A 15,385-nucleotide genomic window follows, 5' to 3' on the forward strand; every position below is an offset into this window, starting at 1 on the left:
CTTCGACGTACTCCCTGACATGACTCCAACTTTCCCAACAAGTGGAGTCTCCGGACATGCCGGGGCGGTTCATAATCTGCAGCTTCATTTCTGACGAGGCGACTTGCAGGGGGAACAACTTGCCCGCAATACCTCAAGCGACCGCGAGTCCCAACGCCAGTTCCTCGGCGGTCAATTGGATTGGGACCACGACGGGAATAAGGCAGACGAATGAAGGTGAACAGTCACGCGTGATTGACGGAAAGCCAGTCAAAACGCTTGCTCCGTCGCGCTCCATCACAGTGAACGGCATCGTCTGCGGGGTCGATAACTCAGGCACAACAGCTTGCAAAGACCCGCAAGGCCGTGGCTTTGTTCTATCGCCACATGGCTCAAGTTGGCTGCCTCACGTGTGATTGTCATGCAGGTGGCGAGTGGCCAGTGTCAAAGGCTGAGTGGTCGAGGAGGACATGCGTGTATGCCATCGCCACCGTCGCGAAGTGGTCGCTGGCGGTTACGTATGTCGCCGTGTGCATATCTTGCACAGCCGTTGCGCATCATGCTGCCGCGCAACCAGCTGGCTTCCCCAATCTGGACAGCTTCAATGCCGTGCCGGTAGACCCCTTCTTGCTGGTGTATCCGAAAGGATCCTCGGAAATCCGTACTATTACATTTTCTCCGCCCTACAACATGCAGTGCAGCTTTCCCGCTCCGGCCCAGCCAGGACCGCCGCAGCCAATCAGTTGCACCGGCGACATGCCAGGCATGGACAATGTTCCCTTCAATGGTGGCGGTAATACCGCCCCACCGAGCACTTGCGTCTTAGGTGCGGTGCACTTGGACGGAGCGGCCTACCGATTGCAGCGTCAAGGCTACGGCGGCTGCGAGAGCGGACGCGATCCAGGATCGCAGTTTGGCGGGCACCCAGTATTACAACCCGGCCAGAAGATCACTTATCAGAACGTGACATGCGCCGTTGGCGACGACCGGCTCGTTGCATGCCTGGACACCAGCAGCCAGCATGGATTTGTGCTCAAATCATCAGGCAGCGTTGCGTTTTGAGGTTCAACCATGCCGGAGAAGGCAGCCCTCGTTGGGATGGGAATCTCACAACGGTCCTGATTAGCATCGAATGCCCGAAACATGTTGCCATGCAGTGAAATAACACTGGACGAAATCGTCTGCCGTTCGGCAACACGGCGCTTGAACCGATGGGAACGATATGGTCGTAAAGACGTTCACCAACGTCGGCGTACTTGTCGGCGCTGCGTTAATAGGTTCGTGCGCGGCGCATGCCGACCCGCTAAGTTTCCCCGATCTGAGCGCATACGCTCCCGCCGATGTCAAAGACTATGAAATCCTGGTGCCCAATCCTGGGCGGCAGCCTGGTCCTACGGTTTATTTCCTCACGCCCGACAACATCGTTTGCAGATTCACCATTGACCAAGCATCGTGCACAGGAAATAACTTGCCGTCGATACCTCCTGCAGCATCAAATCCTGAGGCTGGAATAAACGGGGTCAACTGGATAGGAACCACCAGCGGTCTCAATCAGACCAGCGGGGGCGCCCCGTCTCGTGTGGTTAACGGACAGTCCATCAAAACACTTCCGCCGTCCCACTCCCTTACCGTCAATGGCATCCTCTGCGGGGTCGACAATGCGGGCACGACCGCGTGCAAGGACCCGCAAGGCCGCGGTTTCGTTCTGTCACCTAAGGGATCTGGGTGGTTGCCCCACGTATGACGGCAGCCGCGCGATCACCATCGCCTGCCGCGGCGGGGCTTGCAATACGAAACGGCTTGTTCTAGCGAGGTTTACGACGCCGCGAAATCCCCGACGGCGGTCATCTTGTTGCCATCCCAAGCGGTGGCGAAGCCACCGGCGTTGTATGCGCAGTTCAAAATGATGTCCCGGTGTGGCGGACTCTGCATCCACATGTCGAGGGCTTCTTTGGCGGTCGCAGCGGATCCGGTGCCCCAGAAGACGATCTCGCCCGAATACCTGCTCCTATAGCCCGCGGCGGTGATGCGCGCCTGCGGCGACGAGCCGTCCGATCCGATGTGTCCGCTGACCCCGTTGCGCAGCATGTCGTCGGCGTGCCACTGGGCCGCTTCGGTCAGGCGCGGGTCCTCGCTGATCGGCCCGCATCCCGGGCGAAGCTGATTGATGCCGCTATACAGCGCGGACCCCGAATCATCGGCGTGCGCGACGAAACCGGACAGTGCGCCGGGAGCCGTGATGAGGGCAGTACAGATCGCCAAGACGGCGATGATCTCGACTTTCCTGGCCATGGTGCCTCTTGTCGCGCGCTCGCTTTGCTGTTTTTGGTATCTAAATGTTACCCATTTTCAACCAAGAACGATCCCGAATCGCAAATCGATTCGCGGCAGTCAGTGACCGGCGTTGCGGGCCAATTCGATTGCGTATTGATTCACAAAGTCGCCGGCCGGCGGATCACCCTTGCCGCATGTTCCGTCGGACTCGCCCGGACGTTTGATCCACAGATACGCATCGGCGTGCGCCCCCGCGGTGCTGGCGGTCGGCGGCGTGCCCAGAGCTCGGCCGCTGGGATTGCACCAGTTCAGGTCGGAGTCGGGGGCCGGTCCGGCACCGTTGCGCGACGTGTCGATCACGTAGTGCGAACCATTCGTGAGGCCGGAAATGGCTTCGCCGTAGCCGATTTCGTCCTCGGTGGTGAAGAAGTTCGCGGTGTTGATGCTGAAACCCCGCGCATGGCCGACGCCGGCCTGGTTGAGCCGGGCGGCCATGTCGTCGGCGCTGTGCCAACGTAGGTGACCCGCGTCGACGTACACGGCCGCGTTCGGATCGCGGGTCAAAGTGTCGACGGCGTAGCGGATCAGGTCGAAGCGTTCCTGGCGCGCATCACCCGATAAGCAGTCGGCCATGGCAAGCGCATCGGGTTCGACGACGATCGCCACCCGCGAGGCGCCCACCCCGGAGGCGATGCCGTCGATCCACGAGCGGTAGGCGTCGGCCGAGCCCATGCCGCCGGCGGCGAAGCTGCCGCAGTCGCGGTGCGGGATGCCATAGATCGCGAGCACCGGGATGGCGCCGGCGGCATTGGCGTCGCCGACGTACTTCCCGACCGTGCCTGCCGACCCGCCCGGCACGATCCAGTACGCCTGGGGTGTGTTGGCGATGGCGGTCAGCTCGGGACTCGGCGGATCGGCGCTCTGCGCGGCGCGCATGGCCGCCGACATGGGGTTGACGTAGAACGGCGCACCGGCCAACGGGTCGCCGTCGGCGACCAGGCGCACCGCCGGCGCGGGACGGACCTGTACCGGGCCGGCGAGAAGGCCCATGCCGGCCACGGCCGCCGCAGCCGTGAGAATGGGGACGATCCACCGCGCTGCTGCAACCGCAGCTGAGAAGTTCACCTGAGGAAAATTAGTGGCTCGGAAGTGCCGAGCGCCAATCGGCCCGAGCGATGGCCATCCCGCTTACATCGCGCCCCGCGCGCCGCCACCCGAGCCGAGCAGGCCCGCGGCGAAAGCCGCGCCCTTGTCGATCACCTCAGCGTTGGTCGCATACGTGTCATGCGCGGCGTAATTCATCCCGCCGGAGCAGATCGGGTCCGCGGTGGCGCACACCTGGAGGGTCTTGGCCTGATACAGCGGGCCGATGACCACCGGTGGCTCGCCGAAGAAGTTCATCGCCTTTTTGGGCAAGGCGAAGAGCACGACAGAGGAGACGTGGTTGGCGACTTCCGGATCCAGCGGTTTGGGCACGCTCGCAGGATCGATCCCATTCGGTACCACTGGCGAGGTGACGAATCCCATCACGGCCGCGCCTCGGGAGTAACCGCCGAGCACCATCTTAGTGTTGGGACAGTCGCGCGCCATCGACACGACGTGTGCGCCAGCGTCTCTCACGCCGGCCTCCCCCGCGTTCGTCCAGTCGTGAGTGGCGGGGTAATCGACCGGATAGACGTCGAAGGATTGTGCGCCGACGCGTGGGCGCAGCGAGTCGACGAACGCCTGCCCGGTCGGGCCGAGGCCGGGTGGATCGTCGGTGCCGCGAGCGAACACGACCTGCACGTCCGGGCATGGACCGGCGGTGGCAGCGGGGACGGCGGCTGCAAACAGCGAAGCGGCGCAGCCCGACACCGCGGCAACCGCAGAAGCAAGGAGGCGAGGGGCGTGACGTGCGGTCATGCCGCTGTGCGCCCAAAAATGCGATTTTCAAACCGCGGCCTTCGGCGGCGGACCGACCTCGCAGCCGGATTTCCAGCAAACTGGAAACCAGTTGCGTCGATCAAGTTTGGCGGTGGCGGAGGGATTTGAACCCTCGGACGGTTTTAGCCGTCACACGCTTTCGAGGCGTGCTCCTTAGGCCGCTCGGACACGCCACCGCCGAGCAGCTTACCCAACGGCAGGCCCGTCACCCCAATCGCTGGCGGGCGAAGAAGGCCTCCAGTGGCGCGGCGCACTCCTGCGCCAGCACACCACCGCGCACCTCGGGCCGGTGATTGAGCCGCCGATCGCGCACCACGTCCCACAACGATCCGACCGCGCCCGTCTTGGGTTCCCAGGCCCCGAACACCAGGCGCGCGACCCGCGACAGCACCAACGCGCCGGCGCACATGGTGCACGGTTCGACGGTGACCGCCAGCGTGGCGCCCTCCAGCCGCCACCCGTCGCCGAGGACCGCGGCGGCCGCACGCAGCGCCAGGATCTCGGCGTGGGCCGTCGGATCGCCCAGGGCCTCGCGAGCATTGACCGCGCGGGCCAGCTCGGTGCCGTCGGCACCGATCACCACCGCACCGATGGGCACATCACGGGGACCCGCCGTCGCGGCGACCGACAGCGCGGACCGGATCAGGTCGTCGTCAGATCTCACCGACCGATCCTGATAGCGGCGACCCGTCCCCCGCGAGCGGGAGGTGCCCCCGGCGCCCGGCTCCGCCGCGCTTGCGATCACCGACCGAGGCGGTCGATCACCGCCGACAGTTGATCGGCGAAGCCCATCTCCCGGGCGATGCGGCCCAGCTGCTCGTCGGCGTACAGATCGGTCTCGTCGACGATGACCCCAAGGACCGCCTCGGGCAGGCCGATGTCGGACAACAGCCCTAAGTCGCCCTCCTCGAACGGATCCGAGTCCTCCAAATCCTCCGGATCGAGGTCGGCATCCAGCTTGTCGAGCACTTCAGCGGCGATGTCGTAATCGAGCGCGGCGGTGGCATCCGAAAGCAACAACCGTGTCCCCGAGGGCGCGGGCCGCACGATGACGAAGAATTCGTCATCCACGTCCAGCAGGCCGAAGACCGCCCCGGAACTGCGCAATTCACGCAATTCCGTCTCGGCGGCCGACAGGCTGGTGAGCGACTTGCGGGCCATCGGGGCGCAGCGCCACTGGCCCTCTTCGCGCACTACCGCGACGCCGAAACCGTCCGGCGTGTCCGCGGCCAGGCCCGGGGCAGAGGCCCGTTGTGCTCCCATGGCCGCTTACGGTAGTCCCTGACCAGGCCCATGACCAGACGGCGCAGGTGGCCACGACATCTGACGGCACCGCTCCCGACCGGATGTGCCAACCTTGAAATGTGGCGCGCCCTCCTTCTAAGACACCGGTGTGTGTGCTCGGGCTGGGGCTGATCGGCGGCTCGATAATGCGGGCCGCCACGGCGGCCGGCCGCGACGTGTTCGGCTATAACCGCTCGGTCGAGGGAGCACACGCCGCGACGGCCGACGGCTTTGATGCCACCACCGACCTGACCGCGACCCTGTCTCGCGCCGCCGACACCAGGGCGCTGATCGTGCTGGCCGTGCCGATGCCGGCGATGGCCGGCATGCTCGCCCACGTCAAGGAGGCCGCCCCGAACTGCCCGCTGACCGACGTCACCAGCGTCAAGCAGGCGGTACTCGATCAGGTCATCGCGGCGGGGCTGCAGGAACGCTTCGTGGGGGGCCATCCGATGGCGGGCACCGCCCATTCGGGGTGGACGGCCGGCTACGCCGGGTTGTTCACTGGGGCCCCCTGGGTCATCAGCGTCGACGACCATGTGGACCCGGCGATCTGGTCGACGGTGATGACGTTGGCACTGGACTGCGGCGCGGTCGTGGTGCCGGCCAGGTCCGACGAACACGATGCCGCGGCCGCGGCGATCTCGCACCTGCCCCACCTTCTCGCCGAGGCACTGGCCGTCGTGGCCGGAGACGTCCCGCTGGCCTTCGCGTTGGCGGCCGGGTCATTCCGCGACGGGACCCGGGTCGCGGCCACCGCACCGGACCTGGTCCGGGCGATGTGCGAGGGCAACTCCGACCAGCTCGTGCCCGCGGTCGACCGCCTGATCGAGCTGTTGGGCCGTGCTCGCGAATCGCTGGCTGCCCACAATTCGGTCGCCGACCTCACCGAGGCCGGCCACGCCGCGCGAATCCGCTACGACAACTTCCCGCGCAGCGACGTCTTTCACGTCGTGATCGGAGCGGAGAACTGGCGTGCCGAATTGGCCGCAGCGGGCCGGGCGGGCCAGGTGATCAGATCCGCTCTGCCAAGCCTGGATAGTCGGCGATGAATCCTTCTTCGTCGACGCTCACCGTCGTGTCCGAGATGGGCGAGCGCAACTTGATCTCCTGCAGGGAGCCGGTGCTGCTGTAGCTCACGGTGTCCGCGGTGATGGACATCTCCGGCATGTTCACGTAGACCACCGGCAGCGTGACCGACGCCGGCCGCTCGTATAGCCCGAGCCGCCGGATGGGCAGCGCGTTGAAGAACGGGCTGAACTCCACGTCGACGTCGAGCGCGCCGTTGTAGGCGGCGCGATGCTCGCCCTGGTGGTCGGTGACCAGCCACATGTTCTCTTCGTCGCGGGCGAACGAGAAGACCCGCTCCCGCTCGGCAAGGGTCACGGTCATGCCGAGCCGCTTGGTGGCACCGGTCTCATCGGTCAGCAGGTCGTAATAGGCGCCGAACGCCGGAGTGGTCTCGGTGGCGGCGGCAATGATGCGGCCATTGGCCTTGATTCTGTTGCCGGACACCTGGACTCGTACCGATTCCATGCGGGCAGCATCCTGTGCGCGCCAGGTGAGCATCGCCTGCCACACGCGGCGAGACGGATCAGAGGGGGCTGCGTTCACTCATCTACCGTAAGACGTGCCCGCCAAGCGGTGCGGAAGTGCCCGGTATGTTCGCCGCAGCCGCCCGGTGCCCGGCACCGAAATCCACACCGCCAACGCCAGCAGTCCGTCGAGCACCAGCGCCAACGCGGCGACCATCAGCGCCCCGACAAGGGCGAGATGAAACTCACGTTCCTTGATCCCGTCGATCAGGTACCTGCCCAGACCGCCCAGGCTGGCGTAGGCGGCCACGGTCGCAGTCGCGACCACCTGCAGCGTCGCGTTGCGCAGCCCACCCAGGATCAACGGCAACGCGTTCGGTACCTCGACGCGCAGCAGCACCTGAGCCTCGGTCATGCCCATCGCCCGGGCGGCGTCGACGACCGTCGGCTCGACATTGGCGACCCCGGCATAGGTGCCGGCGAGCAGCGCCGGCACACCCAGCAACATCAGAGCCACCAGCGACGGACCCAGACCCAACCCGAACACCAGCGTCCCGAACAGCAGCACACCCAGCGTCGGCAGCGAGCGCAACCCGTTGACGGCACCGACCACCAGCAGCGTGCCGCGGCCGGTATGCCCGATGATCAGGCCGACGGGAACCGCGATCAGCGCAGAGGCCGCCACCGCCAGCGCGGTGTACTCGAGGTGTTCCAGGATGCGGGCGGCGAGCCCGACCGGACCCGTCCAGTTGTCGGCCGTGAACAAATAGGAGATCGCCCGCGCGACGAAGTTCACCGCGCACCTCCCACTACGGGCGCGACGACCGCGCGGCGACCGGAGCTCCGCGTGGCGTGCGCCCACGGTGTGGCCAGCCGGCCCGCCACGACGATGAGCACATCGATGACCACCGCCAACACGAACAGCGCGATGATGCCGGCCAGGATCTGATCGCTCTTGTCGGTCTGGTAACCCTGGGTGAACCAGCTACCCAGCCCGCCGATGCCGATGACCGACCCGACCGAGACCATCGCGATGTTGGTGACCACTACCACCCGCAGCCCGGCGACGAGCACCGGAATCGAAAGCGGCAGTTCCACTTTCAGCATCCGTGTCACCGGCGGATAACCCACCGCCGTGGCGGCGTCGCGCACCTGGGCGGGCACCGCGTCCAGCGCCTCGAGGACCGCGCGCACCAGCAGCGCGGCGGTGTAAGCCGTCAACGCCACCATGACGTTGGCCTCGTCGAGGATGCGGGTCCCGATGAGCATCGGCAACACCACGAACAGCGCCAGCGACGGGATGGTGAATACGACGCTGGCCACCGCCGTCGTCAGCCGGCGTGCGATTCGGGTGCGCTGCACCAACATTCCCAGCGGCAAGGCAATCGCCAGCCCGATCAGCACCGGCACCAACGACAGCCGCAGGTGCACGACGATCAGCCCCCAGGCGTCGTCGAGATGACCAAGCAGATAATGCATCGGCTATGTCCCTCGAGGTTCCGCCGAGCCCAGGCGTTGGGCCTCGACCGCGGCCAACACGTCGTCGGCCAGCACCCCGCCGATGACCTTCCCGTCGTCATCGACGGCCACGCCCATGCCCGACGGCGACGACAGCGCCGCGTCCAGCGCCTGGCTCAGATTGCCCCGGGGCCGAAACAGCGACCCGACCCCGCTCATGCTGTCCGTCAACGGCACGCCGTCGCGGTGCCGGCGCGCCCCCTGGCCGTCGATCCAGCCGAGGGGCATGCCGGCCGAATCGACCACGACGGCCCACCCGCCGGAAAGCTCCGTCTGCGAGATCTTTTCGGCCACCACTCGCTCGACTTCGTGCAGTGGCAGTCCGGCCGCGTCGAGGAGCTGCAGCCATCGATAGCCGCGGCCCAGCCCGATGAACCTCGACACGAAATCGTTGGCCGGCCGCGACAACAGCTCGGCGGGCTCGTCGTATTGCTGCAACGAACCACCCTTGAACACCGCCACCCGGTCGCCGAGCCGCAGCGCCTCGTCGATGTCGTGGGTGACGAAGACGATCGTTTTATGCAATTCGCCTTGCAGACGCAGCATTTCGTTCTGCAGCTCGTGGCGAACCACCGGATCCACGGCGGAGAACGGCTCATCCATCAACAAGATGGGCGGATCGGCGGCCAGCGCGCGCGCCACGCCGACCCGTTGTTGCTCGCCGCCGGAGAGCTGCGCGGGGTAGCGGGTCGCGAGTTTGGCGTCCAGTCCGACCCTCTCGAGCACCTCGTAGGCGGCTTTGCGGGCGGCCCGGCGAGGCTGGCCCCGTAAAACGGGAACCGTTGCCACATTGTCGATTACCCGCTGGTGCGGCATCAACCCGGCGTGCTGGATGACATACCCGATCCCGAGGCGCAGCTTCACCGGATCGCGGGTGGACACGTCGACCCCGTCGATCGTGATGATGCCCGAAGTGGGCTCGATCATCCGATTGATCATGCGCAGCGCGGTGGTCTTGCCGCTGCCCGACGACCCGACGAACACGGTCAGCTCCCCGGTGGGGACGCTCAGGCTGAGCTGGTTGACGGCGGTGGTTCCGTCGGCGAAGGCCTTGCTGACTTTGTCGAAGACGATCAAGTCATCCTCCGATCGGATGGTTGAAGCCGTTGTCCCGTATCCAGTTTCGCGCGGCCTGGTCCGGATCGATGCCCGAGTTCCCCGACACCGCCGCGTTGAGTCCGGCGACACCCGCGGTGGTCAGCTTCGCCGACACACCGTCCAGCACGTCCCTGAGACGGTCGGATTTCTTCTGCGAATTGACCAGCGGCACAATGTTTCCGGCCACAAAGTTGTGCTCGGGGTCCTCGAGGGCCACCAGGTGATTCTGCGGTATGGCCGGGGAGGTGGTGAAAACGTTGGCGGCATTCACCCTTCCCTCCACCAGCGCACGCACGGTAACCGCTCCGCCACCGTCGTCGATGGCGACGAAATTGCCCGGCTTGATGTCGAGCCCATACTTCTGCCGCAGCCCCGGCAGCCCGGCCGGGCGGGTCGCGAACGCCGAGGGCGCCCCGAATCGCACCGCGGGCGAGTGAACGGCCAAATCGGCGATGGTCTTCAGACTCCAGGAGTTCGCCGTCTGGCCGGTCACGGTGACCGTATCGGTGTCGGTGGCCGGCGCGGGCGCCAGAATTGACAGGTCGGCCGGCAAGCGCTGGTGCAGTTCCCTCTCGACCGCATCCAGGGTGGTGGCGTCGGACCGCGGGGAAAAATACTGCAGCAGATTGCCGATGTATTCGGGCACCAGATCGATGGAATGGTCTTTGAGCGCAGGGATATACGTTTCCCGGCTGCCGATGCCCATCCGGGTTCCCACTTCGAACCCGTTGGCCTGCAACGCTTGTGCGTAGATCTCGGCAATGATCTGTGACTCCGGAAAGTCGCCGGAGCCGATGACGATGGAGTTGGGGCTTCGAGCCTGCGCCCCCAGCGGATCGGAATTGCTGCACGCCGCAACAACGCACATCGTCATCAGCAGGGCTGCCGCGTCCATGATCCTGGCTTGCAGGCGCGGCAGCGTTGTCATACCGCAGACCCTAATGCCCGAGCCGCGCGGACGCTGGCCTGCGGAATTGGTGGCGGTGAATCGGTTTCATTCTGCGTCGGATAGGGCAAAGATGGCAGTATGAGCAGCCACACCCCTGCCTCGCCCGGGCAGCCGCCCCCCAAGCCCGATCCTGCGGCCAAGACCGGTGCGCCGGCCAAAGAACCGGCCATCGGGTTCACCCGCGCCGGCGCACTGTGGTCCTCGCTGATCGCCGGCTTTGTGATCCTGATTCTCTTGCTGATCTTCATCACGCAGAACACGACACCGACAGACTTTCAGTTCTTGGGCTGGCACTGGAGTCAGCCCAAGGGCGTGGCGATCTTGCTGGCAGCCGTGGTCGGCGGGCTGATCACCGTCGCGGTCGGCACCGCACGGATCCTGCAGCTGCGCCGCGCGGCCAAACGGCAGCACGCGGCGGCCGCCGCCCGCTAGCCGGGCAGCTTCGCCAGTTCGGCCAGACCGCGCGAAATCAGCGGGGCCACGACTTCCGGCGAGTGATCGGAGTCGGTGCCGCGGGCCTGATCCGACATGCGTCGGCGGAAGTCGATGCCCGCGGCGATGATGGCGAGCTTGAAGTAGGCCAGCGCCATGTAGAACTCCCAATGCGCCAGCGGTGTACCGGCCACCAGCGAATACCTGTCGGCCAGCTCGTCGGCCGTCGGCAACAGCGGTGACGTCCACGCTGCCTGCGCATTGACGATCAAATCCAGGGCGGGATCGCGATACACGCACATCAAGGCCGCGTCGGACAGCGGATCCCCCAACGTGGAGAGCTCCCAGTCGACGACGGCACGGACCTTCGTCGGGTCGTCGGCGTCCAGGATCGTGTTATCGATCCGGTAGTCGCCGTGCACGATCGACGTCCGGCTCTGCTGCGGAATCGCTTCGCCCAGACCGGAATGCAGTCGTTCCACGTCGGCGTCGCGCCGATCCTCGGGCAATCGCACCAGCGACCACTGCGAGCCCCACCGCCGCACCTGACGCTCGAGATAACCGCTGGGCTTGCCGAAGTCGGCCAGGCCGACCGCGTCGGGATCGACGTTGTGGAGGTCGACAAGCACCCGGATCAGCGAGTCGACGCAGCCCCCAATGACGGTGTGACTGAACGATTCGAGTTGGGCACGGCGGCGCACCACCTGCCCGGCGACGAACTCGACGATCTGGAAGGGGGCGCCCAGCACCGAATCGTCCTCGCACAGCCCGATCGTGCGCGCCACCGGAACCGGTGTGTCCTGCAGCGCCGCCACGACGCGGTACTCGCGGGCCATGTCGTGCGCGGACGGGGTCAGACCGTGCAGGGGCGGCCGGCGCACCAGCCAACTGGTGGTGTCGTCGTACACGCGGAACGTCAGATTCGAGCGACCACCGGAGATGAAGTCCGCGCGCAACTCGCCGTCGCGCCCGATTCCCAGCGAACGCAGGTAGGAGTCCAGCGAGGCCAGGTCGAGCCCCTCGAGTTGGTCAGCCGAAGTCACCGAACTTGTCTACCATCGCCGGCCTCGACCCGGAGCACCACCTGCGATTTGCGGGCCTCCCCCTCAGGCCGTGCCGCGGCCCGCCTCGTCGTCGAGCAGCCTTTGGTTTCGCGGCAACAGGTCCCAGACGTGTTCGGTGGTGTTGACCGCGGCCACCGTCGCCTGACCGGACCGGGAGAACAACAGCCGAGTCACCGACGCGTAGTCGACGGGGAAGGACAGCAGGCGGGCGGTACCCAGAATTTCGTGCAGGAGCACGTTGATCACCCCACCATGGCTGAACACCGCGACCGTGTCGTCGGGTTCGGCGGCGGCGACGAGGTCGTCGATCGCGGCGCGCACCCGGGCGCGAAACGCGTCCTCGTCGACCGCGCTCGGGAGATGCCCCTGAGCCAGGCGCGCCCATTCTTCGGGCATCTCCGCGCGAATCTGCTCGACGGGGATGTACACAGGAAGGTCGCGGTCGTACTCGGCGAACCGATTGTCGATCTCGACGCGCAGCCCGCGATCCGCCGCGACCGGTTCGGCGGTCTGGATGGCCCGGCGCTGCGGGCTGCTCACCACCCGCGCGATGGGAAACCTGGCGAGCGCCTTGGGGAGTCGCTCGATCTGGGCCAACCCTTGCTCCGACAGGTCCGGATCGGAGCCTTGTCCGTGTTCGCTGCGCAGCGGCAGCGCGTGCCGGACCAGAAGCACTTGCATATTTCTTCCTGTCGTTCGATGGTTGGCAGCGCCAGTTTCTCATCGCGTCGGTGAGGTCGATCCCGAGGAGGCACCCAATGACCGAACCGGACAGGGATTGGGACGCCACCTACCGACAGGCCACACCGCCGCCGTGGAGCATCGGGCGGCCCCAACCGGAGCTGGCCCGTCTCATCGACGAGGGCAAGGTGCGCAGCGAGGTGCTCGACTCCGGCTGCGGTCATGCCGCCCTCTCGCTGACCCTGGCCGCGCTCGGCTACACCGTTGTCGGCCTGGACGCCAGCGCGACCGCAATTCGGGCGGCCACCGCCGCGGCCGCCGAGCAGGGTCTCACCACGGCAACCTTCGCCCAGACCGACGTCACCGACTTCGGCGGCTATCCGCCTGGTTCCGAAGGCCGCTTCTCCACGATTCTGGACAGCGGCCTGTTCCACGCGCTGCCACCGGACCGGCGTCAGGACTACGTCCGGTCGATCTTTCGGGCCGCCGCGCCCGGGGCCGGGCTGTACATCCTGGCCTTCGCGGCCGGGGCGCTCGATGACGCCCATTCGGGCCGGCCGGGCCCGCCGGGCTTCACCGAATCGGAATTGCACGATGCGGTCGCGACGCTGTGGCGCGTCGATGACCTGCGCGCGGCGAAGGTGTACGGCAACGACGACACCGGCGGGTCGCCGGACGGTCCGCTGGCCCACCTGGAGCACGACGACAACGGCCACTTCATGGCCCCCGGGTTTCTGCTGAGCGCGCACAAACCGCACTGAGCCGCGCATGACCCGATCATCTCGGAGAATGCTATTCTCCGCATCGAGATTGCGGTGCGCAGCAACGGTGGGACGGTGACTGACGTGGGTGGATCGGGACTCGACGCGGGCGTCCTGGCCCGCTGGCTGGATGCCAACGACGCCCCGGGTGGGGGTGAGGAGCCCCAGCTGACCCAGCTGAAGGGCGGCTCGCAGAACACCCTGTATCTGATCGAGCGTGCCGGCCAGCGCATGGTGCTGCGGATGCCCGGCGAGCGGGCCGACGCCGCCCGCATCGACGGACTGCTGCGGGAGATCCGCCTGGTGCGCGCGCTGTCCGGCACCGACGTCCCGCACGCGGCGCTGATCGCGGCCGACGACACGGGCGCCGTGCTCGGCATGCCGTTCTACGTCATGGAGGCGATCGACGGGTGGAGCCCGATGGACGGCGGGTGGCAATCGCCGTTCGACACCGACTTAGCGGCCCGGCGCGGCCTGGCCTTCCAATTGGTCGACGGCGCGGCCAAGCTGGGCCGGGTGGATTGGCGCAAACAAGGACTCGAAGGCTTTGGCCGCCCGGACGGATTCCACGAGCGGCAGGTCGATCGCTGGCTGGCGTTTCTGGACGCCTACAAGGTCCGCGAGCTGCCGGGTCTGAACGAGGCCTCCGACTGGCTGCGCCGCAACCGTCCGGCGCATTACCGGGCGGGCATCATGCACGGTGACTATCAGTTCGCCAACGTGATGTTCGCGCACGGCGCACCGGCGCGGTTGGCCGCGATCGTGGACTGGGAGATGACAACGGTCGGCGACCCACTGCTCGACCTCGCGTGGTGCCTGCTGGGCTACGACGGCGAGAAACCGCGCGAGGACGGGTTTTATCTCGACATGCGCGGCATGCCCACGCGCAGCGAGCTGCTGGAGCACTACGAAACCGTCAGCGGGTTGTCCACCGAAAACATCGACTACTACCTGGTGCTGGCCAACTGGAAGCTGGGCATCGTGTTGGAGAAGACGTATGCGGCAGGGGTAAGGACCGGCAAGGTAGACCCGAAGATCACCGACGCGTTCGGCCCGATGATCCTGCAGCTCATCGCCACGGCGGCCGAGCTGGCCCGATCCAATGAGGGGGCCTGAATGGGTTACGCCGAAACGCTTTTCGACCTCACCGACCGGGTGGTCCTGATCACCGGCGGCAGCCGCGGATTGGGGCGTGAGATGGCGTTCGGCGCGGCCCGCTGCGGCGCGGACGTGGTGATCGCCAGCCGCAACCTGGACAACTGCGTCTCCACCGCCGAACAGATCGAGGCCGAAACCGGCCGTTCGGCCATGCCGTATCAGGTGCACGTCGGGCGCTGGGACCAGTTGGACGGCTTGGTCGAGGCAACCTACGAGCGGTTCGGCAAGGTCGACACGCTGATCAACAACGCGGGCATGTCGCCGTTGTACGACAAGCTGACCGATGTGACGGAGAAGTTGTTCGACGCCGTGGTCAATCTCAACCTCAAGGGCCCATTCCGGTTGTCGGCGGTGGTGGGCGAGCGCATGGTCTCGGCTGGGCGGGGCTCGATCATCAATGTCAGTACGGCAGGATCGTTGCGGCCGACACCGGACATCATCCCCTACGCCGCGTCCAAGGCCGGGCTCAACGCCATGACCGAGGCGCTGGCGAAGGCGTTCGGCCCGGCGGTGCGGGTCAACACGCTGATGGCGGGGCCGTTTCTCACCGATGTCAGCAAGGCCTGGAATCTCGAGGCGGCACACCAGAATCCGTTCAAGCATCTTGCGTTGGAGCGTGCGGGAGACCCGCGTGAAATCGTCGGCGCGGCATTGTTTTTGGCGTCCGATGCGTCCAGTTTCACCACCGGCTCGATTGTGCGGGCCGACGGCGGGATTCCTTAACGAGCA

19 protein-coding genes and 1 tRNA gene are annotated in these 15,385 nt (G+C 66.4%); 7 read left to right on the top strand and 13 right to left on the bottom strand.

All coding sequences use genetic code 11. The features are described from left to right. Positions 1-453: 453 nt before the first annotated feature. Positions 454-1,041: a hypothetical protein gene (locus DQP57_RS08365; protein WP_240631712.1), complete on the top strand. Its 588-nt coding sequence runs from the start codon at positions 454-456 to the stop codon at positions 1,039-1,041. A gap of 160 nt (positions 1,042-1,201) precedes the next feature. Continuing rightward, a complete protein-coding gene (locus tag DQP57_RS27520; RefSeq protein WP_133259228.1) occupies positions 1,202-1,723 on the top strand; it encodes a hypothetical protein in 522 nt (173 codons plus the stop codon). 71 nt (positions 1,724-1,794) lie between these two features. On the opposite strand, the gene DQP57_RS08370 is transcribed toward DQP57_RS27520, so the two are convergent. The 6 genes from DQP57_RS08370 to DQP57_RS08395 form a co-directional block, all read right to left on the bottom strand. Continuing rightward, positions 1,795-2,271, bottom strand: coding sequence for a CAP domain-containing protein (locus DQP57_RS08370; RefSeq protein WP_205869068.1), 477 nt, complete (start codon positions 2,269-2,271; stop codon positions 1,795-1,797). 99 nt (positions 2,272-2,370) lie between these two features. Continuing rightward, the gene (locus DQP57_RS08375) at positions 2,371-3,378 is read right to left on the bottom strand and encodes a glycoside hydrolase family 6 protein (RefSeq protein WP_112632539.1); all 1,008 of its coding nucleotides are present in this window, start codon (positions 3,376-3,378) and stop codon (positions 2,371-2,373) included. Between the two features lie 63 nt (positions 3,379-3,441). Then, complete coding sequence (locus DQP57_RS08380) at positions 3,442-4,155, bottom strand: cutinase family protein (protein ID WP_112632540.1); 714 nt, start codon at positions 4,153-4,155, stop codon at positions 3,442-3,444. Between the two features lie 107 nt (positions 4,156-4,262). Further along, positions 4,263-4,352 (bottom strand) — tRNA-Ser (locus tag DQP57_RS08385). 29 nt (positions 4,353-4,381) lie between these two features. After that, the gene (locus DQP57_RS08390) at positions 4,382-4,840 is read right to left on the bottom strand and encodes a nucleoside deaminase (protein WP_112632616.1); all 459 of its coding nucleotides are present in this window, start codon (positions 4,838-4,840) and stop codon (positions 4,382-4,384) included. A gap of 77 nt (positions 4,841-4,917) precedes the next feature. Beyond that, positions 4,918-5,439 (bottom strand): tRNA adenosine deaminase-associated protein, encoded by a 522-nt coding sequence (locus tag DQP57_RS08395; protein ID WP_112632541.1) that lies wholly within the window; start codon positions 5,437-5,439, stop codon positions 4,918-4,920. Between the two features lie 128 nt (positions 5,440-5,567). On the opposite strand from DQP57_RS08395, the gene DQP57_RS08400 reads away from it, so the two are divergent. Continuing rightward, on the top strand, positions 5,568-6,512 hold the full coding sequence (locus DQP57_RS08400; protein ID WP_112632542.1) for a prephenate dehydrogenase: 945 nt from the start codon (positions 5,568-5,570) through the stop codon (positions 6,510-6,512). On the opposite strand, the gene DQP57_RS08405 is transcribed toward DQP57_RS08400, so the two are convergent. The 5 genes from DQP57_RS08405 to DQP57_RS08425 are packed head-to-tail and all read right to left on the bottom strand — an operon-like array spanning position 6,475 to position 10,539. Continuing rightward, a complete protein-coding gene (locus DQP57_RS08405) occupies positions 6,475-7,074 on the bottom strand; it encodes a putative glycolipid-binding domain-containing protein (RefSeq protein ID WP_112632543.1) in 600 nt (199 codons plus the stop codon). The genes DQP57_RS08400 and DQP57_RS08405 overlap by 38 nt on opposite strands. Continuing rightward, a complete protein-coding gene (locus DQP57_RS08410; RefSeq protein WP_112632544.1) occupies positions 7,075-7,791 on the bottom strand; it encodes an ABC transporter permease in 717 nt (238 codons plus the stop codon). It lies immediately after the preceding gene. After that, on the bottom strand, positions 7,788-8,474 hold the full coding sequence (locus tag DQP57_RS08415; RefSeq protein ID WP_112632545.1) for an ABC transporter permease: 687 nt from the start codon (positions 8,472-8,474) through the stop codon (positions 7,788-7,790). The genes DQP57_RS08410 and DQP57_RS08415 overlap by 4 nt, the downstream gene beginning before the upstream one ends. 3 nt (positions 8,475-8,477) lie before the next feature. Next, positions 8,478-9,590 carry an ABC transporter ATP-binding protein gene (locus tag DQP57_RS08420; protein ID WP_112632546.1) on the bottom strand — a complete coding sequence of 371 codons (1,113 nt, stop codon included), beginning with the start codon at positions 9,588-9,590 and terminating at the stop codon, positions 8,478-8,480. Between the two features lies 1 nt (position 9,591). Continuing rightward, entirely contained in the window at positions 9,592-10,539 is a 948-nt protein-coding gene (locus tag DQP57_RS08425) for an ABC transporter substrate-binding protein (protein WP_112632547.1), read from the bottom strand. A gap of 99 nt (positions 10,540-10,638) precedes the next feature. Between DQP57_RS08425 and DQP57_RS08430 the strand changes: the two genes are divergently transcribed. Continuing rightward, positions 10,639-10,992 carry a LapA family protein gene (locus DQP57_RS08430; RefSeq protein WP_112632548.1) on the top strand — a complete coding sequence of 118 codons (354 nt, stop codon included), beginning with the start codon at positions 10,639-10,641 and terminating at the stop codon, positions 10,990-10,992. Here DQP57_RS08430 and DQP57_RS08435 read toward each other — a convergent pair. Continuing rightward, the gene (locus DQP57_RS08435) at positions 10,989-12,035 is read right to left on the bottom strand and encodes a phosphotransferase family protein (RefSeq protein WP_112632549.1); all 1,047 of its coding nucleotides are present in this window, start codon (positions 12,033-12,035) and stop codon (positions 10,989-10,991) included. The two genes, DQP57_RS08430 and DQP57_RS08435, sit on opposite strands and share 4 nt — an antisense overlap. Before the next feature lie 63 nt (positions 12,036-12,098). Beyond that, complete coding sequence (locus DQP57_RS08440; RefSeq protein ID WP_112632550.1) at positions 12,099-12,737, bottom strand: histidine phosphatase family protein; 639 nt, start codon at positions 12,735-12,737, stop codon at positions 12,099-12,101. Positions 12,738-12,814: 77 nt separating this feature from the next. Between DQP57_RS08440 and DQP57_RS08445 the strand changes: the two genes are divergently transcribed. The 3 genes from DQP57_RS08445 (at position 12,815) to DQP57_RS08455 (ending at position 15,379) form a co-directional block, all read left to right on the top strand. Continuing rightward, positions 12,815-13,498 carry a class I SAM-dependent methyltransferase gene (locus DQP57_RS08445; RefSeq protein ID WP_112632551.1) on the top strand — a complete coding sequence of 228 codons (684 nt, stop codon included), beginning with the start codon at positions 12,815-12,817 and terminating at the stop codon, positions 13,496-13,498. A gap of 75 nt (positions 13,499-13,573) precedes the next feature. Then, the gene (locus DQP57_RS08450) at positions 13,574-14,614 is read left to right on the top strand and encodes a phosphotransferase family protein (RefSeq protein ID WP_112632617.1); all 1,041 of its coding nucleotides are present in this window, start codon (positions 13,574-13,576) and stop codon (positions 14,612-14,614) included. Beyond that, a complete protein-coding gene (locus tag DQP57_RS08455) occupies positions 14,615-15,379 on the top strand; it encodes an SDR family NAD(P)-dependent oxidoreductase (RefSeq protein ID WP_112632552.1) in 765 nt (254 codons plus the stop codon). The last annotated feature ends 6 nt before the right edge of the window (positions 15,380-15,385 follow it).

Origin of the sequence: Mycobacterium colombiense (genome assembly GCF_003284935.1) — a bacterium.
Lineage (GTDB): Bacteria > Actinomycetota > Actinomycetes > Mycobacteriales > Mycobacteriaceae > Mycobacterium > Mycobacterium arosiense_A.